Source organism: Koromonas soli, from assembly GCF_059726265.1.
The window spans coordinates 323,668-346,214 of record NZ_AP040872.1 but is presented as its reverse complement, the minus strand read 5'-3'; the positions used below and the strand labels follow the sequence as shown (position 1 = coordinate 346,214).

19 protein-coding genes are annotated in these 22,547 nt (G+C 56.7%); 7 read left to right on the top strand and 12 right to left on the bottom strand.

The genetic code is table 11. The annotated features are described in order from the left end of the window. Nucleotides 1–6: 6 nt before the first annotated feature. From AC6IY8_RS01505 to AC6IY8_RS01495, 3 genes are all read right to left on the bottom strand, one after another. Nucleotides 7–3,138, bottom strand: coding sequence for an efflux RND transporter permease subunit (locus AC6IY8_RS01505; RefSeq protein ID WP_497776890.1), 3,132 nt, complete (start codon nt 3,136–3,138; stop codon nt 7–9). A 14-nt stretch (nt 3,139–3,152) separates the two neighbouring features. After that, a complete protein-coding gene (locus tag AC6IY8_RS01500) occupies nt 3,153–4,247 on the bottom strand; it encodes an efflux RND transporter periplasmic adaptor subunit (RefSeq protein WP_497776889.1) in 1,095 nt (364 codons plus the stop codon). Nucleotides 4,248–4,393: 146 nt separating this feature from the next. Continuing rightward, a complete protein-coding gene (locus tag AC6IY8_RS01495; protein ID WP_497776888.1) occupies nt 4,394–4,612 on the bottom strand; it encodes a hypothetical protein in 219 nt (72 codons plus the stop codon). A 112-nt stretch (nt 4,613–4,724) separates the two neighbouring features. Here AC6IY8_RS01495 and AC6IY8_RS01490 point away from each other — a divergent pair, with 112 nt between their 5' ends. The 3 genes from AC6IY8_RS01490 to ffh all read left to right on the top strand — a co-directional run bounded on the left by AC6IY8_RS01490 (nt 4,725) and on the right by ffh (nt 7,837). Continuing rightward, nucleotides 4,725–5,732: a histone deacetylase family protein gene (locus tag AC6IY8_RS01490; protein WP_497776887.1), complete on the top strand. Its 1,008-nt coding sequence runs from the start codon at nt 4,725–4,727 to the stop codon at nt 5,730–5,732. A 236-nt stretch (nt 5,733–5,968) separates the two neighbouring features. Beyond that, a complete protein-coding gene (locus AC6IY8_RS01485; protein ID WP_497776886.1) occupies nt 5,969–6,391 on the top strand; it encodes a hypothetical protein in 423 nt (140 codons plus the stop codon). An 87-nt stretch (nt 6,392–6,478) separates the two neighbouring features. Further along, nucleotides 6,479–7,837 (top strand): signal recognition particle protein, encoded by a 1,359-nt coding sequence (gene ffh, locus AC6IY8_RS01480; RefSeq protein WP_497776885.1) that lies wholly within the window; start codon nt 6,479–6,481, stop codon nt 7,835–7,837. 125 nt (nt 7,838–7,962) lie between these two features. Here ffh and AC6IY8_RS01475 read toward each other — a convergent pair whose 3' ends face one another. The 3 genes from AC6IY8_RS01475 to AC6IY8_RS01465 form a co-directional block, all read right to left on the bottom strand. After that, on the bottom strand, nt 7,963–8,703 hold the full coding sequence (locus AC6IY8_RS01475; RefSeq protein ID WP_497776884.1) for a PIG-L deacetylase family protein: 741 nt from the start codon (nt 8,701–8,703) through the stop codon (nt 7,963–7,965). Then, on the bottom strand, nt 8,697–9,422 hold the full coding sequence (gene rnhB / locus AC6IY8_RS01470; RefSeq protein WP_497778595.1) for a ribonuclease HII: 726 nt from the start codon (nt 9,420–9,422) through the stop codon (nt 8,697–8,699). Before rnhB ends, AC6IY8_RS01475 begins: the two co-directional genes overlap by 7 nt. Before the next feature lie 110 nt (nt 9,423–9,532). After that, a complete protein-coding gene (locus AC6IY8_RS01465; protein WP_497776883.1) occupies nt 9,533–12,991 on the bottom strand; it encodes a trifunctional glycoside hydrolase family 18/polysaccharide deacetylase/glycosyltransferase family 2 protein in 3,459 nt (1,152 codons plus the stop codon). 127 nt (nt 12,992–13,118) lie between these two features. Between AC6IY8_RS01465 and AC6IY8_RS01460 the strand changes: the two genes are divergently transcribed. After that, a complete protein-coding gene (locus tag AC6IY8_RS01460) occupies nt 13,119–14,513 on the top strand; it encodes an ArnT family glycosyltransferase (RefSeq protein ID WP_497776882.1) in 1,395 nt (464 codons plus the stop codon). Nucleotides 14,514–14,562: 49 nt separating this feature from the next. Here AC6IY8_RS01460 and AC6IY8_RS01455 read toward each other — a convergent pair whose 3' ends face one another. From AC6IY8_RS01455 to serS, 4 genes are all read right to left on the bottom strand, one after another. Beyond that, nucleotides 14,563–14,793 carry a hypothetical protein gene (locus tag AC6IY8_RS01455; protein ID WP_497776881.1) on the bottom strand — a complete coding sequence of 77 codons (231 nt, stop codon included), beginning with the start codon at nt 14,791–14,793 and terminating at the stop codon, nt 14,563–14,565. 164 nt (nt 14,794–14,957) lie between these two features. Continuing rightward, nucleotides 14,958–15,647: a LolA family protein gene (locus tag AC6IY8_RS01450; protein ID WP_497776880.1), complete on the bottom strand. Its 690-nt coding sequence runs from the start codon at nt 15,645–15,647 to the stop codon at nt 14,958–14,960. 11 nt (nt 15,648–15,658) lie between these two features. Further along, complete coding sequence (locus AC6IY8_RS01445; RefSeq protein WP_497776879.1) at nt 15,659–16,030, bottom strand: hypothetical protein; 372 nt, start codon at nt 16,028–16,030, stop codon at nt 15,659–15,661. A gap of 34 nt (nt 16,031–16,064) precedes the next feature. Beyond that, complete coding sequence (gene serS / locus AC6IY8_RS01440) at nt 16,065–17,387, bottom strand: serine--tRNA ligase (protein WP_497776878.1); 1,323 nt, start codon at nt 17,385–17,387, stop codon at nt 16,065–16,067. Nucleotides 17,388–17,488: 101 nt separating this feature from the next. Here serS and AC6IY8_RS01435 point away from each other — a divergent pair, with 101 nt between their 5' ends. Next, nucleotides 17,489–19,129 carry an alkaline phosphatase family protein gene (locus tag AC6IY8_RS01435; RefSeq protein ID WP_497776877.1) on the top strand — a complete coding sequence of 547 codons (1,641 nt, stop codon included), beginning with the start codon at nt 17,489–17,491 and terminating at the stop codon, nt 19,127–19,129. 9 nt (nt 19,130–19,138) lie between these two features. After that, a complete protein-coding gene (locus AC6IY8_RS01430) occupies nt 19,139–20,179 on the top strand; it encodes a dihydroorotate dehydrogenase (RefSeq protein WP_497776876.1) in 1,041 nt (346 codons plus the stop codon). A 123-nt stretch (nt 20,180–20,302) separates the two neighbouring features. Here the strand turns inward: AC6IY8_RS01430 and AC6IY8_RS01425 are convergent, their stop codons facing one another. Beyond that, nucleotides 20,303–20,743, bottom strand: a complete 441-nt coding sequence (locus tag AC6IY8_RS01425; protein WP_497776875.1) for a hypothetical protein — start codon at nt 20,741–20,743, stop codon at nt 20,303–20,305. 6 nt (nt 20,744–20,749) lie between these two features. Next, nucleotides 20,750–21,553: an MBL fold metallo-hydrolase gene (locus tag AC6IY8_RS01420; RefSeq protein WP_497776874.1), complete on the bottom strand. Its 804-nt coding sequence runs from the start codon at nt 21,551–21,553 to the stop codon at nt 20,750–20,752. A 282-nt stretch (nt 21,554–21,835) separates the two neighbouring features. Between AC6IY8_RS01420 and AC6IY8_RS01415 the strand changes: the two genes are divergently transcribed. After that, on the top strand, nt 21,836–22,522 hold the full coding sequence (locus tag AC6IY8_RS01415; RefSeq protein ID WP_497776873.1) for a DUF4410 domain-containing protein: 687 nt from the start codon (nt 21,836–21,838) through the stop codon (nt 22,520–22,522). The last annotated feature ends 25 nt before the right edge of the window (nt 22,523–22,547 follow it).

Genomic DNA, 22,547 nt, shown 5'->3' with positions numbered 1-22,547 from the left:
CCTGCTCTACTGTGCCGTCTCGGGCTCAGCCGCCGCAACCCTGGGCATAGGAATGAGGCTGCGCACGATGACGTAAAGAATCGGGATTAGGAACAGGTTGAGGATGGTTGAAACAATCATTCCGCCGAACACCGTGGTGCCGACCGAGTGACGTCCTGCACTACCCGCGCCAGTAGCAAACACCAGCGGCAGCACGCCAAGAATGAACGCGACCGAAGTCATAACAATGGGGCGCAGGCGCAAGCGCGCGGCCTCGACCGTAGCCGGGAACAGTTCCATTCCATTGCGCTGCAGTTGCTCGGCAAACTCCACGATGAGAATGCCGTTCTTGCTGGCGAGGCCAATCAGCATCACCAGTCCGATCTGGCAGTAAACATCGTTTTGCAAGCCACGTAGCGACTGGGCACCCAGAGCTCCAAGTACTGCCATGGGCACCGAGAGAAGAATGATGAATGGCAGAACAAAGCTCTCATACTGCGCCGAAAGCACGAGGTACACCACCAGCAGTCCGAGTCCGAAGAGCAGGAAGGCCTGCTTACCAGACTGGATTTCTTCGAGCGCAAGTCCGGTCCATTCGAACCCGTAGCCTGTTGGCAACACCTGGTGAGCAACGTCTTCCATCGCGCTCAGGGCCTGTCCGGAACTGAATCCGGGCGCGGCAGAGCCGTTGATTTCAGCCGAGCGGAACAGGTTGTAGTGGCTGATGATGCTCGGTCCAGCCGTGTCCTTCAACGTCACGATGTTGGACAGCGGCACCATGGCTCCGGTATCCGAGCGCACATAGAACTGCGTCAGATTGGAGGGGTTCACGCGGAACTGCTTGTCGGCCTGCACATAGACTCGATACGAACGATTGTTGAAATCGAAATCGTTGACATATGTCGAGCCCATGTAAGTCTGCAAAGTCGAGTTAATTTGCGAGAACGGCACGCCGAGACTCTTCGCCTTCTCTCGATCGATTTCCACCAGCACCTGCGGGGTTCGCGCCGTGTAGCTCGAATATACCGACTGCGCCGAAAGTTCCTTACGTTGACGGGCAGCACCGAGGAACTTCTGCAGAGTTCCTTCCAGTTCCTCAGGAGTGCTGAAGCCGGTCTGCTGCAGTTCGAAAGTGAATCCTCCGAAAGCACTCAGGCCCTGAATCGCCGGTGGCGCAAACGGAATCACGTTTGCCTCATTGATAGAGCCTAGCGGACCACGCAGAGAATTGATGATCGCCGCGAGCGAATGCTGGTCTCCCTTGCGCTCCGCAATAGGCTTGAGATTTACGAATATCAATCCACGATTCGGCGCCGCGCCACCAAAACTGAATCCCGGGACAGCGAATACGCCAGCAACATCGGAATTGTTCATGATCGCAGCATTGGCGCGTGCGGCGACTTTCGATGTGTATTCCAAGGAGGCTGCATCCGGCGCCTGCACGACGACAATGAAATACCCCTGGTCCTCTTCCGGCACAAAGCTGGTGGGCACGGATTTGTAAACCCACGCAGTAAGAGCCAGCCCAAGGATGAACAGGGCTACGACCAACGTCTTCGTGTTCTCCATGCGCGTGAGCAGGCGGCGGTAGCCGTCCGTCATAGAGGAGATACCACGATTGAAGGTCCGGAATATCGGGTTCGCCTGCCGGTCGGTGTGCCTCAGCAGCAGAGCCGATAATGCAGGCGTGAGCGTCAGCGCGTTGAACGCCGACAACCCGATAGAGAAGGCGATCGTTAGCGCGAACTGCTGATAGAGGCGCCCGGTTGTTCCGGGGAACAACGACACCGGAACGAACACAGCGATCAGCACGATGGAGGTCGCGATTACCGCGGAAGTCACTTCGCTCATTGCGACCGAAGTCGCGCGGCGCGCGTCGTGTATGCCTTCCTCGAGATGGCGCTCCACGTTTTCGATCACCACGATGGCATCATCGACCACGAGTCCCGTGGCGAGGGTGATGCCAAACAAGGTCAGCGTGTTGATCGAGAAGTTAAAGAGCTTAACGAACGCGAACGCACCGATCAGCGACACCGGAATCGTTACCGCTGGAATCAACGTACTGCGCCAGGTTTGCAGGAAGAAGAAAATAACGATGATAACGATGAGGATGGCTTCCCCAAGCGTTTTCAGCACTTCCCTGATCGAGTCGCGAACCGCGGTCGTGGTGTTGAATGCTTCCTGGTACTTAAGGCCCGAAGGAAAAGTCTTCGAGAGCCGCGCCATCTCCGCCTTCACGCCCGCCTCAACGTCGAGTGCGTTCGCATTCGACAACTGCTGGATGCCGATGCCGATCGCGGGATATCCGCTGAAAGTCAGATTTGACGAGTAATCTTCTGCGCCGAGTTCAGCACGACCCACGTCGCGCAGCTGCACGATCGAGCCGTCCTTCGACTGCTTCACTACGATGCTCTCGAACTGCTGCGGATCGACAAGACGTCCGGCAGCGCGCACGCTGAGGTTGTAAAGCTGTCCTGCGGGAACAGGAGGCTGACCGATTTGCCCGGCTGCGACCTGCACGTTCTGCTCGGCCAACGCATTGGTCACATCCACCGCCGTCAGCCCGCGCTTGGCGAGACGAACAGGGTCAAGCCACAAACGCATGGCGTATTTGCGCTCGCCGAAGATGATGACATCGCCAACGCCCGGTACCCGCTTCAGAGCATCGCGAACATACACATCGAGATAGTTGGAAATGAACAGCGGGTCGTAGCGATTGTCCAGCGTATAGAAGCCGAAGGCCATCACGAACGAACCCGAGTTCTTGTTGATCGTCACACCGGTCTGTTGCACCGAGGCGGGCAAACGTCCCTGCGCGGTCGATGCGCGGTTCTGTACGTCCACGGCTGCGATATCGAGACTGCGGTCGAGCCGGAATGTTGCCGTGATGGAGGCCGAGCCGTCGTTGCCGCTGTTTGACGACATGTAGCGCATGCCTTCAGCACCGTTGATGGCCTGTTCGAGCAGTGTGGTGACGCCGCTCTCTACAGCCTGCGCGTTGGCTCCGGTGTAGAACGCACTGACCGACACCTGTGGCGGAGCAAGTACAGGAAACTGAGCGATGGGCAGCGTTGGAATAGCTATGCCGCCGCCGAGGATGATGAGCAACGAACACACGGTGGCAAACACCGGACGGCGAATAAAGAAATCAACGAACAATGTGTCCTCCGCGCCTATGCCTGTGGAACAACCGGCATGCCGTCGATCAGGTTCTGGGTTCCGCCTACAATCACCGTGTCTCCAGGATTCAGTCCCTCTTCGATCACGTAGTTGTTGCCTATCAGCGCGCCCAGCTTCACAGGGCGTTGTAAAGCCGCCGTCCCCGCAGGCCCCTTGCCCACAACAAAGACAAACGACTGCGCTCCCAGGCGCGTCATGGCTGTAACGGGAACCGTTGGCTTGTTCACCTGTCGCCAGATAACTTTCGCATGCAGCACCTGGTCGTTGCGGAATCGGTGGTCTGCATTGGGAACCGGTGCCTTGATCAGCAGAAGCTGATTCGTCGTGTCGATGCGCGGCGAGATGAAATTGACCTTGGTGGACACCGCTGTCGTTCCATCTTCATTCAGCAGATCAACTTGGGTTCCTGGGCGCACCTCTCCGGCGCGCTCCGATGGAACATTGATGTAGGCCTCGAGCTCACCCCCGCGATCAAGCGTGGTCAAAACCGTGTTGTTGACCACGCGGTCTCCAACGCGAACAGGAATATCGCCAATGATTCCAGCCGCGGGCGCCCGCACGGTGAAGTAGTGGAGCTGAACCTGCTGCTGGTTAATGTTGGCTTCAGTGGCCTGAACCGTCGCTTTCGAGGCGTCATAGGCGCTCACGGCATTGTCGTATGCCTGGCGGCTGATAACTCCAGCCTCGAAGAGCTTGCGCGAGCGTTCCAGTTCGGCCTTGTTATATGCCAGCGTGGCCTGTTGCGATTGCCTGGTCGCAACCTGCTGGTTCACCGTTGCCTGCTGACGCCGCGGATCGATTTCCATAATTGGCTGGCCAGCGCTGACGTGTGTCCCAGAAGTTACAAATATCCTGGTAATTTGGCCCTCCACCTCGGGCTGTAGCACGGCAGAGTTGCGGGATTGCAGCGTAGCCAGGAACTCTGACGAGTCGCCGACCTGCTGCAGGCTCACTTTTTGCACTTGGACCGGGAAGGCCGGCATAGCAGCCGGAGCCTGCGCCTGCTTCTTACAGGAGATCGACAGGCAGAGCAGGCCCACAACCAGGGCGAGCGATAGAGGACGATACTGAATCATGAATTTGCGCACAGGTAAGCCGAAGCCTCGAGATTTGTAGCGCTCCAGCACCGGCTGGAGTCACTCAGGGTGAGGATACTTATAGCAACCCGAGTATTGTATCAGTTGATTTAGAAATTTGGGATCGAGGCATCGCGGGCAGAGTGATTCAACGGGGATCAGGCGGCGCGATTGCGGGTAGCGGGAGTCGCGGTACTTGGAACGTCTTCCACGTCTCTGCCATCGATGGAGATGATGGGTTTGCGCTTCTGATCCCCCGCGGGCAGCGGAGACTCGACCAGTGCGGGGCCGGTGATATCCACCAACGCGTCGAGTTCAGGGTGACTCGTAACGTAGCCGACGCGCGTCTCTCTGCGGGATTTCTGTTGGCGTTTCATGCGTCTGTATTGCGATGCGCTGGCGGGAAGCCGCGATAGGGACTATCGTAAGTAGGATTCTAGTTGGGGTGCGGCATCAAACTCTCCGGGCGGTACAAGAGAGAAGGGCCTGATGAATCATTCTCCGCTGCGCTTGGTGTACTCGGTTGGGACATTACCGGTCGGTGCTCATGTGTTCCACGCAAGTAAGTATCGCGCGGTTCGGGAGCGGTTGGTGAAGTCTGGCGCATTCTGCGAATCCGATTTCATTCACGCTCCGTGTTGCGGCGATGAGGACGTGCTGCTGGTCCACACCAGGCTCTGGGTGGAAAAGCTAAAGAATGGAACCCTGAGCACCCGCGAAGAACTTGAATTGGAAGTCCCTTATAGTAAAGAGCTGGTGGATGCGTTCTGGCGCGTCACCGGCGGCTCCATCGTGGCCGCGCAACAATCTCTTCGAGACGGTTGCTGCATACACATTGGTGGAGGGTTTCACCATGCATTCGCCGATCATGGCGAGGGGTTCTGCCTCATCAACGATGTAGCCGTGGCGATCCGTCGCTTGCAACGCGATGGCCATATCGCCCGCGCCATGGTGATAGATTGCGACGTGCACCAAGGAAATGGCACCGCTGCAATATTCGGCAATGGCTTACCAGAGCCTTTTCCTCAGAGCTCTACATGGGTGCCGAGCATAATGTCGCACCGTCGCGAGGCTCACATGAAGACCAGCGCTGCCCGCGACGTCTATACGATTTCACTGCATCAGGAAAGCAACTACCCGCACTGGAAGCCGCCATCCTCCATTGACGTAAATCTTCCCGACGGAATCAATGATGCCGACTATCTTTGGTGGTTGGAAAAAGCTTTGAAGCTCGCACAGCAGCACTTTGAGCCGGAGTTAATTTGTTACATAGCCGGGGCGGATCCGTATGAAGATGATCAACTTGGCGGTTTGGCACTTACCATGGACGGCCTGATGGAACGCGATCGCATGGTGTACAACTTTGCGCGCGACCTCGGATGCCCAATCATGACCACATTTGCGGGAGGTTATTCACAGGACCCGGATGATACGGTGGCAATCCACACCAATACGGTTATGGCAGCCAAGCAACTGTTCGCCACATCGCCACAATAATTGCGATACTCGCCGGATTGAATCGAAAGACCTCTCTTTCCACTCACTTTTTGTTAATTAAAAATGCAGCGTAGGACTTCTTGGCTGCATCTTGTACAAAATCGGCGGGCCCAGTAATCGGTTTGCGGTGTGACCCCGGTCAAGTAACTGCACAAGCACAACGGTCGGGGTGGGAGGGGAAGCAGCTAAATAGCGTGCTCCCGCATATACATTCACCCTGCCCTAGGAGGTTAAGCATGCAGAAAGTATCCCGTGAACTTGACCGACTGCTGAAAGTCACCGCCATGATGATTGATTCCGTGATCGCCTGTGACTCGCGTGGGCAGATGGTGTTCGCCAACTCGGCGGCTAAAAATCTGTTCAATGAGATCGACCTCGAGAACAACATTTGCATGGACGACTGTCGCCAAATGCTTGCAATCTTTGATCGCGAGGGCGAACGCATGTTGGATTCCGAGGAACTGCCTCTTGCGCAGGCCGCCTATGAAGGCAAGGTCGTGAGGACAAATCTGCTGATCCGGCAAGGTGATTGCTGCGCTCCGGTTGAGGCCACGGCATTCCCCGTCCACGACGGCAAAGGACGTCAGGTAGGGGCAATGATGGTTTGTCGCTGTCTTGGCGCCTTTCCCAACCCCGGACACGCTTTCCTCGTGGCGTGATATTCTGGGGCCTCGCGGGCCTGCACGTCTGGAATCAGCAGGCAACTTCACTTTGGAGCGCCTCGCGCCCCTCACCGGACTTATCTGATGTTCGAGAATCTTACAGACAAACTTCAGCGCGCATTCAAGAATCTTCGCGGCCAGGGAACGCTGACCGCGGAAAACATGGACGAGGCCTTAAAGGAAATCCGTCTCGCCCTGCTTGAGGCGGACGTTAACTTAAAGGTAGTCAAAGACCTGGTCGATCATATTCGCGAGAAGGCCGTCGGCACCGAAGTCATGACCGCGCTTTCCCCTGCCGAGATGGTGATCAAGGTCGTGCGTGACGAACTGGTCGAAACCTTGGGGCGCGACACTGCGAAATTCAAGTTCGCGTCGCAACCGCCGACCGTAGTGCTGATGGCCGGTCTGCAAGGTTCTGGTAAGACGACGACCTCGGGCAAGCTTGCAGGCTGGTTCAAGAAGGGCGGACACCGGCCCATGCTGGTTTCCGTTGACGTCTATCGACCTGCAGCGCGTGAGCAGTTGAAAGTGGTGGCCAAGGCGATTGGTGCGCACCTCTATGAGGGCGCCAATGTCGAAAGCAACACTGACAGCGTGGTCCGCCTGGCGAAGGAAGCACGTCGCGAAGCAGTCATCAATGGCTGTGACGTACTGATTGTGGATACCGCCGGACGCCTGCACATCGACGAGCAGTTGATGGACGAAATGCAGTCGCTCAAGGGGCTGCTCACTCCGCAGGAAGTGCTCTTCGTGGCTGATGCCATGACCGGCCAGGATGCAGTGAACTCTGCCAAGGAATTCCACGACAAGCTGACGCTGACTGGCGTTGTGCTCACCAAGATGGATGGCGACGCGCGCGGCGGCGCTGCGCTCTCGATCCGCGCCGTCACCGGACAGCCGATCAAGTTCCTTGGCATCGGTGAAAAATACGATGCCATCGAGCCATTCCATCCCGACCGCGTTGTCGGACGCATTCTCGGCATGGGCGACATCCTCTCGCTGATCGAAAAGGCAGAAGACAAACTCGACAAGAAGAAGTCCGAGGAGTTTGCCAAGAAAGCCCTAAGCGGGGATGGCTTCTCGCTCGAAGATTTTCGCGATCAGTTGCGGCAGGTGAAGAAACTCGGATCTCTGCAATCGATCATCGGCATGCTTCCGAAAATCGGTCCTTTCGCGCAGATGCACCAGGTCAGCGACAAGGTGGACGAAAAGCAGCTTCTGCGTGTTGAGGCAATCATCAACTCGATGACCGCATATGAACGCGATCACCATGAGTCGATCAATGGTTCGCGCCGTAAGCGCATTGCCCGCGGCTCCGGAACGAGCGTCCCCGAGGTGAACAACCTTCTGCGGCAGTACGCGCAAATGCGCAAGATGTTCAAGTCGATGTCAAAGCCAAGCTTCGCCAAGCGCCTCTCCGGAATGAAAATGCCCGGAATGTAAGCGCTCGAATACGAATAGCGGCAGCCCTGAACTAGGTTCAGGGCTGTTGCTTTTTAGCGCAGTGTCCACTTTTTTCAGAACAAAATAGAAGCCGGAATGACCTCCAAGTTGCTTTCTGTTTTCTTTCACTCCTGCACGCCAGCAAACAGATCGGTCTCCATTCCCATCGGCGTGACCTGTGCCGTCGCGACAAGATGGAATAATTCGTCTTCTCCCGCCTGTCGCTGCGCATTCTCGAAGATGGGCAACAAAGGAAGCTGCGTTGTGTGTTTCGAGAATGCCTCGATCTTGCGTTGAATGTATGGTGCCACCGCGATTCGCGCTGTCACTGGTGCAAGCGAAACCACAGGACGTTCCGGCAGTGAGAACACGGTAGTGACGTAGTAAAGCTTCCGCGTCTGCCATGGTCTCAGGCCATTCTCGAGTTGCACCGTGTAACGCGTTTTGCGCGCTGCAAATTGAAACGCCGCAGTTGTGAACAGTCCTGCCATGCCGTGATCGGGATGCGCCGTGACGTAACCGTCGGCACCAAATGTCGCAATCACATGAGGCCGCAACTCACGTATCGAACGCACAAGCGAGTCGGTGACGTGATTGAAATCAGCGCGGTCCAGCGCTCCATCTGCGTAGTCCAGCACCTTGCAGTGAGTGACTCCGAGATAGCGACACGAATCCTGGAACTCCAGCCGTCGCCTTGCTTTTAGCGCCTCATCCTCCGCAAGCCCACCACGGTTCGCGGCGCGTTCACCGGCCGTGAGACAGATGACCGAGCACTCGACCCCGGCTTCAGAATACTTGGAAAGAACTCCACCAAAGCAGCCCGCCTCATCATCAGGATGGGCGGTAACAACAAGCAGCCTCAACATTCACTTTCCTCGTTCACGAACTCCAAAGTCTGCTGCCAATCTTCTCCGCATGCGGCCACTGGCGCATATGCCTGCCGATGCAGCGGCGTCGGTCCGAACTCGCGCAGAGCACGCTTGTGATATGGCGTCGAATATCCCTTGTTGCTGGCGAGTCCATATTGCGGGTAAATAGGATCCCATGCGCACAAGATCGCATCTCGGTGCACCTTGGCCAGGATAGACGCAGCCGCAATCGAAGCCGAAAGTGCATCGCCATGGATGATCTTCTTCTGAGCGCAATCGAAGTCAACCTTAACGGCATCCGCCAGCAGATAATCCGGACGCGGATTCAGCCGCTCGACCGCCAGTTTCATCGCCATCAAACTCGCGTGATAGATATTGATCTGCTCGATCTGGCTCACATCCACCTCAGCAACCGACCATGCGATTGCTCGGCGACGAATGCGCTCCGCCAGTTTCAAACGTTCCTCTTCGGTCAGGAGCTTTGAATCGCGCAACCCGCGAATTCGATCCTCGGGATTGAGAATACAGCCTGCAGCCACCACGCAGCCAAAGAGCGATCCACGCCCGACTTCATCCACGCCCGCAACGAACTTTGCGCCGCTCTCCCAAGCCGCCTTCTCGTACTTTGTTGTGCATTTCAGGCTTTTGAGCAGGCGCAATTTGAGCGCCGAGGGAGAGAGCGCTTCGGGATCATTGCTATCGGATTGCTTTTGCATGGGCACGTTGTTGTAAGATTCTCACCGCGATTGCGTACAACGCAAGTAGTAGAGCGGCCGCTTGGCGACCGCTCTGTTTTAGATGAATCACAAGGCTATTCCGACGCTACTTATGGCTGACTCTCGAGCGTTCGACGGCGCTCTGGAGGCTCAGTGACCGTCGCCGTTCTCTCCAACTTATCCCAGGAGAAATGGCGTCCATCAATCGCTCGCCGCAACGTCTTGATAAGCACAACCGAGAACAGCTGGCGATAGGCAAATCGCTGCAGCCAGACGTGCCCGAGCAGCCACCAGTCGCGACGGTCGCGTCCATGTCGCCGCTCCAGTGAAAACGCAATCACCGAGGCGATGAAGTCGATCACCAGGAACATCATAAAGAACAGCACAAGTTGCTGGAAGCTCGCCGGGTCCGCTGTTTCTGGATGGAAATGCTTGTCCCAGATCAGATATTTCAGCGTTCCGACCAGGAACATGATGTCGATGAACGGCGATACCAGCGGCAGCAAGATTTGGAAGATCACGATGTTGGGCAGCGCAAGAAATCCGAGTGCGCCCTTGCGAGCAAACGCCGACCGATGCTTCCACACAGCTTGCAGGATTCCGAATGACCAGCGGAACCGCTGCCGCATCAAGCCATTCGCGGTTGTCGGAGCCTCGGTGTAGGCGAGCGCGCGATCTTCGTACTCCACCTTGTAACCGTTTTGCAGCAGCGCCATCGTCAGATCGGCATCTTCCGCAACCGTGTCGGTCTTGTAGCCTCCGGCTGCACGCACTGCTTCCGTACGCCACGCCCCGATTGCACCGGGAACCACCGACACAGCGCTGAATGTATTTAACGCGCGTCGATCGAAGTTCTGGCTGGTGATGTATTCCAGCGCCTGCCACCGCGTCCAGAGGTTGACTCGATTGCCGACCTTCGCATTGCCAGCCATCGCCCCGACCTTCGCATCCTGGAAGTGCGGCACAAGATAGCTGATGGCATCGCTTGCGATGAGCGTATCCGCATCGATGCCGACGAAGATCTCTTCGGCAACGAATTGAAGTCCGTAGTTGAGCGCTTTGGCTTTGCCGCCGTTCTCCTGCCGCAAAACCGTCACTCGACCGCGCGCAATCTCATCGGCAAACATTTCGCGCGCCACATCGTAAGTGTGGTCGCTGGAACCATCATCGATCACCACCACATGGAGGTTCGGATATGTAGAGTTGAGAACGCTGCGGATCGTGCGATCGATCACCTTCTCTTCGTTGTAGGCCGGTATGAGCACGGCAACACCGGGATGATACTCCGAATCACCTGTCGCCTTGTCCGTACCATGGCGGCGCAGTCTGTCGAAAATGGCCGTGCAACCCACGAAAACAAGGCGTCCGCTCATCAGGATATCGCCGACAAAGAACACGAAAACGATAAAGCTGTTGACGGCGCCGAAGATCAGGAACCCGGCGGAATCCACCATGGCCCAGAACTGCTCGTTCTTCGAGATCGGCGGCATCACGTCTGCGTAGCTCTTGCCCAGCAGCTCGTGCACGGGAACAATCTGATAGCCGCGTGCGCGCAACGCCGTAATGATCATTGGCAGCGCCTTCAGCGTGTTCGTCCGATTGCCGCCGCCGTCATGAAGCAGAATCACGGAACCACGTCCGAGCTGGTCAAGAATAGATTGTGTAATCTGCTCGGGCGTCGGACGCGGATCATCACGCCAGTCATCTGGATCGATCTTGTCGCCAACCGTGATATAGCCCATATTCTGCGTCAGTTCGAGCGGACGCACTTCGTCGGCGGTATCAGGCTCCTGATCGATGGAGTACGGCGGGCGGAAGAGCACTGGCTTGATGCCAAGTTTTGCAGCAAGCAGCCGCTCCGTGAGGTTCAACTCCACCCGAGCGTACTGCGCACTGATGTTGCTGATGTCGGGATGCGTGAACGTGTGATTCCCGATCTCATGCCCTTCGCGGTAGTAGCGCTTGAGCAGCCCGGGATACTTCTCTGCCTCGAGGCCGATGGTGAAGAACGTTGCCTTCACGTTGTATTGCTTCAGCACGTCGAGGATCTTCGGCGTCCACTCAGGGTCCGGACCATCGTCGAATGTAAGAGCAACGCGCTTGCCCGGTGCGCCATACGCATCCAGGCGATAGGGGCTTGGCAGCTCGCGGAAGATCTCGTCGGTGATCAGGCCGCTAGGATCAGCCGTTATATCTCGCGTTCCCGGCAGCGGACGGCTGGCAATGTGTAGAATGTCGCCTTCGCCTTCAATGTCCACGTCCTGACCAGGATCTACAACCTTCAGCTTATCGAATGCGTCGGTCGCATTCGGTGAGTCCCACACCTTCCACAGTGCGCGATCCTCCGACCCAAGACGCCAAAGCGCAAAGGTCGAAATCCCCAACTGGCGCGCGGCGCGCATCTGGTTCAGCGCCGTGACTCCATCCAGGTACCACACATCATGACGCGCATTATCACCGTCAAGGTAGGTGAAGTGCGGGTTCAGCATGTCGGAATCAAAATTGATGTCCGACTCGGAGTCACGCGCTTCAAGCCACGCCTCCTGCACGCTAACGTTGTGCACTCCGCCCAACCCGGGCTGTCCGCCCTTGGCTGTCGTCCAGTCATAGCCGTAGTTGCCGATCGCGCAGATGATCTTCTCGCGAGGGATGACCTTCAGGGCTTTGACGAGATTCTGAACGAACCAATCCTGGCCAGCTATGGCACCTGGTGCGCCCCCCGGATAGTGCTGGTCGTAGTTCATCAAGATCAAACCGTCAGCCAGCTTGGACATGAACGGATAATCAAAATCGGGATTGCTGGCAGGAACGCTGAGGTAAAGCTTCTGATTGTGCTGATGCAGATCGGAGGCCAGTTCGGCAATCAATTGGCGATAGCCCGGTTGAGCACTCTCATCGAAGCCTTCAATATCGAGCGTCAGTCCCTTGTAGTTGTCACTGGCGAGGAACAACCCAACCTCATGCCGAAAGCGATTGCGCGCCTCGGGCGAGTTCAGCATCTGCGAAATATCCGTGCGCCACTCATTCTTGATCGTGTCGAAGTTGTTGACCAGCGGCAGCACATCCACCTGAGCGTTGCTGCTCTTGATCAGCGGCATCAACTTCACGTCAATGGTCGCAGCGTGCCCATTGTTGATCACGTCAAAAAACGTGTTGTTTTCCTTGACCGCCTGTAGGCGCCCATCCGGTCCAATGACGTGCAACCACTCAGGAAATACGAAGTCGAGCTGATGGATGTACTCGCGCATCGAGCTGTAGCTCGCCGCGTCCCAGGTCACATAGAACGCGCCCCGGATACCTTCGCCAGAGTTCAGCACGACCTGCGATGGCGGAGTCAACGTCTTGCGATGAGTTCCCTTTTTGAGCGGCTTCTTGGGTTCCTTCAGCTTCAGCGCGCGATAGTTCTTCTTCTGATCTGCGAGCAGGACGGTGGGAATACTTATCTTGCGAACGACTGTGATTGCGAAAAAGACAATCAACAGGCTCAAAATCACAACGGAAACGTCAAGCGTCTTGCGGATGCGCTTCCAGCGTCGCCGATCAGGATCAAAAAATATGGGCTTGGACATTATTATTTGCCGTACTTCTTATCGTATGGTTCACACATCGCTCCGTCAATGAACCTTCGGAGTCCCCCGTGCGACGCAGAGCCTTTGCGACTCGCCAGCCGCGGCAGGCTTCTGCTATGTTCAGTTCGTGCTCTCGTTGATCAACAGGCATCGCTGGTGGTTTCTGGCCGTCACTTTCGCCGCCATTATGGTGCGAATGTATTTCGTCGTACGAATGCCCGTGATGGCAGGCGATACCCTTATCTATGGCGATATTGCCAAATGTCTGATTAACAATCACATGTTCGGCATGGAGAAGCTCTCCGGCTGGGAGCCAACCTTGATTCGCCTCCCCGGCTATCCTTTCTTCCTTGCCTTCACCTTTCTTCTTTTCGGTCAAGACCATTACTTCGGCGCGATGCTCTTCCAACTAGTGTTCGACGTGCTGAACTGTTATTTGGTAGCGGACATCGCTCGCCGTGTTCTCTCCGACAGGGCGGGCCGTTGGGCATTTGTCCTGACTGCTTTTTGCCCATTCCTGATCAACTATGTGGCCACGCCGCTCACCGAGTGCCTGGAAATCTTCTTCATCTCGGCGGCGATCGACTGCGCCATCATCGCCCTTGATCGCCGAAGCCTCCGCTGGTGGGCTGTTTGCGGTGCCTCATCCGCCGGAGCGATTCTCCTTCGCCCCGATGGTGGATTAATCCTCGGATGTATTGCCATCCCCGTAGCCCTGCTGATGTTTACAAACACGCAGCGCAGGCGCGAGTTGCTTTTGGCACTCATTTTGCTCGGGGCCGTGTCGCTGGCGCCTCTAGTTCCTTGGACAATCCGGAACTGGCGGGTGTTCCATGTATTTCAGCCGCTGGTCACCACGCACGCCAGCGATCCGGGAGAATACCTTCCTACGGGCTGGGAGCGCTGGTTCAAAACGTGGCTGATCGACTACGCAAGCGTGGAAGACGTGGGATTCAAAGTCCCGGGCGAACCGATTGATGTAGGAGACATCCCCGAACGCGCGTACACCTCAGAAGAACAGCGCACACTGGTGCATCAACTTCTGGACCAGTACAACGTTCACCACCAGATGACGCCCGACATTGACCGGCAGTTCGCGGTCTTGGCCGCCGAAAATATCCGCCTGCATCCCGTGCGCTACTACTTCACACTGCCCGCGGCACGCATGCTCGATATGTGGTTCCGTCCCCGCAGCGAGATGCTGCCACTCGACACCCACTTCTGGGAGATCATCGCAGACCCACATGACGCGTTGTGCGACATCGCATTGGCCCTCATGAATTTTGCTTACGTGGCTGCCGCAATCTGCGCCGCATGGATCCTGCGCAGGCATATTCGATGCCTGTCGTTGCTGTTGACGTATCCAATCGTGCGCTCAGTTTTCCTGGCGACAACCGGAGCCAGCGAGGACCGCTACACGCTGGAGTGCTACCCGTTTGTACTTGTGCTTGCCGCCTCATTCCTTACTTGGTGGCAGACGAAACGGCTCGCGCGCGGAAGAGCGACGTCCGTTGAAGCGTAAAAAGGCCGGAGCTTTAGCCCCGGCCTTTGATTCCTAAACTCGCTGAGATCTACTGCGCGGTGTGCAATGGGGAGTCGCTCATGCGGAACATCGTCCGCACGTGCTCGCTAAGCAGTTCGGTAGCTTGGCGGTTGGCATCCCTGTCCGTCTGCAACAGATACTTCATCGCGTTCACGAGCAGGCGCTGCCCTTCCAGGTATCGCGGATCATTGGTTCGTTCGCGGTCGCGAGCGCTGGGATCGGGCCTTGCGGGAATAATGACCACTTTTGCTTTGCTCATGAATTTCCTCTTCACGAATAGGACGCGAATGAGCGGAGTTCGGTTGTACAGCTAAGGCAAAACAGCTCGGCGGTAGTCGCTACGCTCGCCAACAAATCACGGCACTTGCGAAGGTGTTCTAACAAAACTTAGTGCCCGGTTCGCGGGGACTTGAGATCTTCAGGCTAGCTGTTGGGCGTGATGTACTTTGTCTTGCCCGTAGTCTTCAGCTTGAATGCGCCGTCGGGCACCTTCTGATTCAACTTGATGGATGTGTACTTTGCGAGACGGTAATCGTCACCATTCTCCTGAAACTTCTGTTGCACGCTCATGCCCGATTGTTGATCGATCCACAGCGTGATCAGACGAAACATCGCTCGAGCTTTCTGCGCCTTAGGAACCAGCTCAAGCTTGTAGGTCTGCTTGCCCCCAATCGCCTCGGTGCCGGCATAATTCACGTCAAAGCTCTTCGGCAGATCGTGACCTCGTCCGCCGAACCCAAGAACGAGATACGTCTCGAAATCCTGGCGGTTCTTGCCCGCGGCATACTTCGTGACCTGGTCGGCCTTGGGCAGATACACCTGCAAGTCCTGGCCGGTGAACAACACATACTTGCGATCGGGCTTCTGGATGTCAGCAGCCATTTCAACATTGCTGCCCGAGCGGCGGAAATACATTACGCCCTGCTGCGAGTAGTGCTCATCCACCACTTTCTGGTACTGGTCCCACACAAAGTCTGTTTGCAGCGACTTGAAGTTGGAACTGGCTTTGTCGAGCAGGTTCAGCACTTGCTCCACATTCGCTTGTTTCGCCTGACCAAAGGAGGGCGTGACCATGAGGACTGCCACGCACACAGCAAGAACCCACTTGCGCATTTCGCTCTCTCTTACCGCCGGACCCACACGTGATAGCCAACAAGATTGCCCTGGTTGTCCTGCTCCGGGGCCCAGTGGTCCAGCTTGACGTAGCCAACTATCGGCTCGATAACCTGCAGGATCTGTGCGCTCTGCTCGGATTGTGTCTTACCCGGAACATCGCGAGCATCCACCCGGAAGATGAACCCCTTGCCGCCATCCGGGATGACAAGCACGCTCCTAGGACGCGGCAATCGCTCGGCAGGTTTGTCCTTGTAATTGATAAACAGCGGGCTCACAAAGATGAACAGCAGAATCAGCGAGACCATCACGTCGTAATGCAGCGATCCCCGCTGATGAGTCCACCAGAAATAGCTTTTGATTGTTGCCCACAGATTCTTCATACGCATCCAGTTTAGTTCATTCCCTGCCGCAATCCTACATCTTGCGCGGTTCGATCTTCTCCGCCCCAATATAAGGCCTTAGCACCTCGGGGATCAGCACGCTTCCATCCTTCTGCTGATAGTTCTCGACAATGGCGACCCACGTGCGTCCAATCGCCAAGCCGCTGCCGTTGAGCGTATGAACTAGCTCTGTCCCCTTCTTTCCTTCAGGCCGGTAGCGAATGTTGGCACGCCGTGCCTGGAAGCTCTCGAAGTTCGAGCAGGAGGAGATTTCTCGGAACAAACCCTGCCCCGGCAACCAGACCTCCAGATCGTACGTCTTTGCCGAGCTGAAACCCATATCGCCCGTGCAGAGCAGCATGCGTCGATAGTGCAAACCCAATCGCTCGAGAACTTCCTCGGCTGCGCGCGTCAGTTTCTCATGTTCTTCGTAGCTCTCTTCAGGCTTGGTGAACTTGACCAGTTCGACTTTCTGAAATTGATGCTGACGGATAATGCCGCGTACATCTTTGCCATAAGACCCCGCCTCACTGCGCCAGCACGGAGTGAAAGCCGTCAGCGAGATCGGCAACCTACCACCATCCAGCGTCTCGTCACGGAAAATGTTCGTAACCGGAACTTCGGCAGTTGGAATCAGCCACAAGTCGCGTTCGCCATGTGGAACCTTGAACAGATCCTGCTCGAACTTCGGCAACTGCCCTGTGCCGTACATGGAATCAGAGTTCACCAGGTATGGCGGAAGCACCTCGGTGTAGCCGTGCTCGCGCGTATGCAGATCGAGCATAAAGTTCATCAACGCGCGTTCAAGCTTCGCGCCCAGATCCCAGTAGAGAGCAAACCGCGCTCCGGTCAACTTTGTCGCGCGCTCAAGGTCAAGCACCCCAAGTTGCTCGCCCAGTTCCCAGTGCGGCTTTGGCGTGAAATCGTATTCGGGCTTCTTGCCCCAGCGCTTAACTTCTACGTTCGCCGTCTCGTCTTTACCCACCGGAACTGAATCGTGCGGCAGGTTGGGAATGGTCGCGAGAATGCCGTACAACTCGGCATCGGCCGCCTTCGCCTGCTCTTCCATCGCCGGAATGCCTTCCTTCAGCTTCGCAACTTCGGCGGTAAGCGACTGCAACTCGGCTTTCTGCTCGGGCGTGATGCTTCCCTTTTTCTCCGCGCCCATAAGTGGGCCAATCTTCTTGCTGAGTTCGTTGCGCCGCGCCAGCGCGGTCTCCAACTCGTGCGTCAGCGTGCGGCGCCGTGTCTCGATTTCGCGGAAGTTCCCCAGGACCTGTTCGGGATTGGCTCCACGGCTGCGCAGCTTATCTTCAACGACAGAGAGATGTTGGCGTACAAATGCAAGATCAAGCATAAGTACAAAGAATATCAAGAACCGGAACGGGAGTGCGAACCATCTGCTCGCCACATGCTCTCACCGTAGTCGATCAGCGTTCTCTGGACTACACTAATTGCATGCGCCGACAACTTCGCAGCTGCATCGTCATCTTCGTACTCGTCCTGTGCGCCATTGCATCTTTTGCCAGTGCTTACGACGCGAAACCTAAGCTTGTAGTCATCGTTGTAGTCGATCAACTGCGCGGAGATCTTCTCGAGCGTTATCACGACGATTTCGGCGAGGGCGGATTCCGGCTGCTGATGGATCATGGCGCGTGGTTCACCTCCTGTTATTACAACTACGCTGCAACAAAGACTGCGCCAGGACACTCCACGCTCGGCACGGGAACCTACACGCTCGGTCACGGCATACTCGGCAACGAGTGGTGGGACCCGAAGCTGCGCCGCCTGGTAACGAGCGTTGAAGACGAAAGCACGAAGCCAGTGGGCCTTCCCGCAGGCATTCCTGGCGAGAAGTGGAGCGCATCGCCGCACAACCTGCAGACCGACACGATTGGCGATGAGTTGAAGCTTGCAACAGGTGGCCGCGCGAAAGTTTTCGGCGTCGCACTGAAGGATCGCGCGGCGATTCTTCCGGTCGGCTATTCGGCAGATGCCGCTTTCTTCATCGATCCGCAATCGGGCGCATTCGTAACTTCGTCGTATTACATGCAGCAGGCACCTGCATGGCTCGCGCAATTCAATGCGAGTAAGACACGTGAGAGTTACCTGAATCGGGAAGTTAAAGACGCTTCCGGTAAAGTGTTGCGCTCGACTGCACCCGCTAAAAATGCGGCTGGGCGCGATCTGCCATTCTATGATCTTGTTGGCCCAACGCCGTGGGGCAACGACTACACTGTCGATCTTGCCAAGCAGATCATTGATAACGAGAAGCTCGGCACGGGATCAGTAACGGATTTGATTTCCGTCAGTTTCTCATCGCCAGACATGCTGGGACACAGGGTTGGCCCGGACTCGCCGGAGCACAAAGCCCTGCTGGTTGCGCTCGACCACACTCTGGCTGGCTTCTTTCACTATCTCGACACGAAAGTAGGCAAGGGAAACTGGGCGGTAGCTCTGAGCGCCGATCATGGCATCTCTCCTCTTCCAGAATTTGCGAAGAAGATGCGCATTCCCGGCGGAAACTTCAGCGGACTCGAACTGCAAAAGCAGTTGAACGAGTCATTGCAGGAGAAGTACGGCAAAGAAGCCAAATACGTGGTGTTCGTAGATTATGCAAACGTGTACCTAGATGAGCAGGCGTTTGCAGGACTGAACGTAACCGAGGCTGACGCGGAGAAAGCCGTCGGCGAGTTGCTACTCGAACATGGTTTCCGCAATTACGCAACGAAGGCGCAGATACGCATGGGAGATCCGGGAAATGGTGGCGTGTTCAGGCAACAGATTCTCAATGCGTATTCCCCGGTGTCGGGTTGGTACGTGATGGGATTCATGGCGCCGTTCTGGATTGGATATCCATCAGGAACTACGCACGCGCTTCCGTACAGCTACGATGCGCATGTGCCACTCGCGTTCTACGGATCGGCATTCCGTCCGGGAGTGTATCGCGAAAGCGTAGAACCTGTGGACCTTGCCGTGACATTGAGTTCACTGCTGCGCATCAACAAACCCGCGAGTGCCGTGGGACGCACGCTGAATGAGGCTTTCACCGATAATCCGGTCGGCGCTGCTGTCGCTCCGGCGAAGGGCTCGAAGTAAAATTAGACCATGAGCAAAAGAACTCCAAAGCAGTCAGCCAACACCGCCGTGAAAGCCTCGCAACAGGAGCCAGTGAAGGCTGCTGCCCCGGAGTCCACGCCCAGCAAGACCGCGCCAAAGCAGGGTCCGCTTAGTGTGGACATGGCGGTAGAAGTTGCGGGCATTCGGCTGAAGAATCCGATTCTTGCGGCCTCGGGCACGTTCGGTTATGGAGTGGAGTTCGAAGACATAGTCTCGCTCGACCGACTTGGTGGCTTCGTAGTCAAAGGCTTGTCGCGTGAACCGATGGCGGGCAATCCTCCGCCGCGATTGTTTGAAACCGCGGCGGGGATGCTGAATGCGATTGGGTTGCAGAATATCGGGGCTCGCGCGTTCGTCGAAGAGAAGCTGCCGAGGTTGGCGAAGATCAGAGATGCGGTCGTTATCGCCAATGTTTATGGGTACTGCTCGGAGGATTACCAGACCACGATTCGCATTCTGAACGAAGGCGAAGGGATTGCCGCGTATGAGTTGAATGTCTCGTGTCCGAACGTTCGGCATGGCGGGATCACGTTTGGACAGGACGCTTCGCTGCTGGCAGATGTTGTTGCGGGAGCACGCGCGGTGTCTCGGCGACCTCTGATTGTGAAGCTTTCGCCGAATGTGACGGACATTGCGAAGATGGCGCGGACCGCTGAAGATGCGGGTGCGGACGCAGTGTCGTTGGTGAACACATTCCTCGCAATGGCCATTGATCCGGTGACGCGGAGGCCGCGTATTTCCAATGTCACAGCGGGGTTGAGCGGTCCGGCGATCAAGCCCATAGCGGTGCGCATGGTTTACGAAGTGGCGCAGGCAGTGCGGATTCCAGTGATTGGCATGGGCGGAATCAGTACGCCGGAGGATGTAGTGGAGTTTCTGCTGGCGGGCGCGACGGCAGTCGAGGTGGGGACAGCGAATTTCTGGGATCCGAGGGCTTGCGAGCGGCTGGTGAAGCAGTTGGAACGCTGGTGTCTGGAGCAACACGTCGAGAGCGTGGCGAGTCTGCGCGGCGGAGTGATTCTTGGTTAGATGGGTACTGGGTGGTGGGCGGGAGTTAACACCCCGATAACTAGGCTTAACAAGCGGGCATGCATATAGAAATAAGTGACCCCTCCACGGTGGAGGGGTTTTCTATTTCGATAATGGTGAAGGTCAGTGGCCGGAGATTTTCAGCCTGAGCTCTTCGGGGAGGCGGTCGCGGAGGTTTTCCGGAAGACGGTCGTGAAGGGTTCGGGCTCCGACAAGAGCCGCATCCTTAACGACGAGAGGAGCCGGAGTGGCTACGGCGACGATCAACCAGACCAGTGCCGAGAAGGCGAATCCGCAGAGCGAGCCGATCTCGAAGAGGATGGCGTGCGGCGGGCTGAAGTGATGGATGACGGCAAAGGCGAAAACGAAAACGATGGCCGAGACTGTCGCCAATGCGATCAGCGTGATGTCGATAGTGCGATGGAGTTTCTGCCGCGAGCGGCAGTGATCGCATTCGGCGAGATGCGCCTCGTAGTCGCCGCTCATCTCCGGCGCGAGGCCAGTGATGTCATAGCGCCAACCCGCGAGGATATTGCCGACGAATGGATCGATACATTTACTCATATGAATTTATAGCGTGAGGGTTTCCAGAGGTTCGTCCTGCGAAGCCAGAACCAGCCGGTTGCCCCACAGCCCCTGTCGCATTCCCAATGCCCTCTCGGCGGTGACGCGGGCCAAGTCGGGGTGATTGTTCTGCTCGGATAGGTGAGCCAGAATCAGGAATGCTGCCCGTCCATCATAATCTGTTGTAAGGAATTCCGCGAGAGCTTCGTTGGACAGGTGTCCGACGCGGGACATGACACGCTGTTTTACGGACCACGGATAAGGACCAACGCGCAGCATCTCGAGATCGTGGTTGGATTCGAGGACGAGGCCGTCACAGCCGCGTAGCTGGTGCTTGACGTTCTGTGTCATGAATCCGAGGTCAGTTGCAATGGCCATTCGTACACCTTCAGCAACAAAGCGGAACCCCACGGGATCGGCGGCATCGTGCGGGATGGTGAACGGCGTTACCTCGATGTCTCCCACACTGAAGACCTTACCTGATGAGAACAGTTCGAGGCGCTCGGCTTGTACGCGGTTGCCTGCTGAGTCCTTGAACTGTCGCTGCCATGCGCCATGGGTCGCGGCCGTCATGTAAACCGGAAGCTTATATTTCCTGGCCATGACGTTGACGCCAGCCACATGATCGGCGTGCTCGTGCGTAACGAGGATGGCAGAGAGAGACTCCGGCGCGATACCCTGCGCGGCGAGACGGCGGCATGTTTCGCGACACGAAAGTCCGCAGTCGATAAGGACACGGGTTTGGGAGGTCGCGACGACCGTGCTGTTGCCTCGGCTTCCGGAGGCTAGAACTGTGATGGAGACCGCCACGAGCTACAGCATAGCCGCATTTGCAGGCGTTGGGGATACAAAACTTGGAACACAAGTGAGTTTAAGGTTTAGTGGTTCAGGGTCTCAGAGTTTCTGTGGAGAGGAAATACCCCGCAGGATATCGCACTTGAATTGTCGCCACCATCTTGGCAGCTTTTCAGCAGCACTGAAACAGTTTCAGCAGTATACTTCTTGCGCTTTTCGGGGCCGACGTTGGCCGCGAGATGGCTGATGTTGCCTGGGGCCCTGTGGTTCTCATCTTCGCGAAGAGAGGGCACTCGAATGAAACGTTCAGGATTGATCTGTTTTGGTGTTGTAGTGCTGTTCGTGTTCTGCGCTGTGTCCACGGTGCAGGCGATCGAGAAGAAAATCAATCTCAACAACTATAAGGTAGTGCTGATCAAGCCGTTTGACGCGACGGTGAAGGGCGCGTACGGACTGCCTGCGGCAACGCAAGACGCAGTGACACAAGCGCTGAAAGAAAGCGCAATGTTCAAAGAGGTGACGACAGCGACAGAGAAAGCAACTCCTACACAACCTGCGGCGCCAGCGGCTCCTACAGGCCTGAGAGCGGCGGTGGAGGGAGAGAAACCGCCTGCGCCTGGAGCAATGGCGGCTGCTGTCACCTCCGACAAACCGAAACTCGAGCAGGCGACGCTGGTGACGGCAACAAAGACAGAAGCGCCAAAGCCGGAGAAGACTCTGGTGCTGGAAGCAAAACTTGTGGACTTTGAACCAGGCAGCGCAGCGAAGCGGCTGATGGTGGGATTTGGCACGGGACGCGCGCACGCAGGATTTGAGTTCACGCTGAAGGACAGCGAAACAGGCGACGTGTTGTGGACGAAGATTGTGAAGCAGACGGCTTCGTTCTGGTTCAATGGCACGACTTCCTCGGCGGCAGAGAGGTCGGAACTGCCGGAGGGAGTGGCGAAGAAATTTTTGGAGGAGCTGAAGAAGGTAGCGAAGTAGGAAGGTAAAATCAATGGTGCGGGCG

Bases quoted from the DNA above. Each gene is read 5' to 3' on its own strand.
- AC6IY8_RS01495 (WP_497776888.1), bottom strand. From the start codon at position 4,612: ATGAAACGCCAACAGAAATCCCGCAGAGAGACGCGCGTCGGCTACGTT.
- AC6IY8_RS01490 (WP_497776887.1), top strand. From the start codon at position 4,725: ATGAATCATTCTCCGCTGCGCTTGGTGTACTCGGTTGGGACATTACCG.
- AC6IY8_RS01485 (WP_497776886.1), top strand. From the start codon at position 5,969: ATGCAGAAAGTATCCCGTGAACTTGACCGACTGCTGAAAGTCACCGCC.
- ffh (WP_497776885.1), top strand. From the start codon at position 6,479: ATGTTCGAGAATCTTACAGACAAACTTCAGCGCGCATTCAAGAATCTT.
- AC6IY8_RS01475 (WP_497776884.1), bottom strand. From the start codon at position 8,703: ATGTTGAGGCTGCTTGTTGTTACCGCCCATCCTGATGATGAGGCGGGC.
- rnhB (WP_497778595.1), bottom strand. From the start codon at position 9,422: ATGCAAAAGCAATCCGATAGCAATGATCCCGAAGCGCTCTCTCCCTCG.
- AC6IY8_RS01465 (WP_497776883.1), bottom strand. From the start codon at position 12,991: ATGTCCAAGCCCATATTTTTTGATCCTGATCGGCGACGCTGGAAGCGC.
- AC6IY8_RS01455 (WP_497776881.1), bottom strand. From the start codon at position 14,793: ATGAGCAAAGCAAAAGTGGTCATTATTCCCGCAAGGCCCGATCCCAGC.
- AC6IY8_RS01450 (WP_497776880.1), bottom strand. From the start codon at position 15,647: ATGCGCAAGTGGGTTCTTGCTGTGTGCGTGGCAGTCCTCATGGTCACG.
- AC6IY8_RS01445 (WP_497776879.1), bottom strand. From the start codon at position 16,030: ATGAAGAATCTGTGGGCAACAATCAAAAGCTATTTCTGGTGGACTCAT.
- serS (WP_497776878.1), bottom strand. From the start codon at position 17,387: ATGCTTGATCTTGCATTTGTACGCCAACATCTCTCTGTCGTTGAAGAT.
- AC6IY8_RS01435 (WP_497776877.1), top strand. From the start codon at position 17,489: ATGCGCCGACAACTTCGCAGCTGCATCGTCATCTTCGTACTCGTCCTG.
- AC6IY8_RS01430 (WP_497776876.1), top strand. From the start codon at position 19,139: ATGAGCAAAAGAACTCCAAAGCAGTCAGCCAACACCGCCGTGAAAGCC.
- AC6IY8_RS01425 (WP_497776875.1), bottom strand. From the start codon at position 20,743: ATGAGTAAATGTATCGATCCATTCGTCGGCAATATCCTCGCGGGTTGG.
- AC6IY8_RS01415 (WP_497776873.1), top strand. From the start codon at position 21,836: ATGAAACGTTCAGGATTGATCTGTTTTGGTGTTGTAGTGCTGTTCGTG.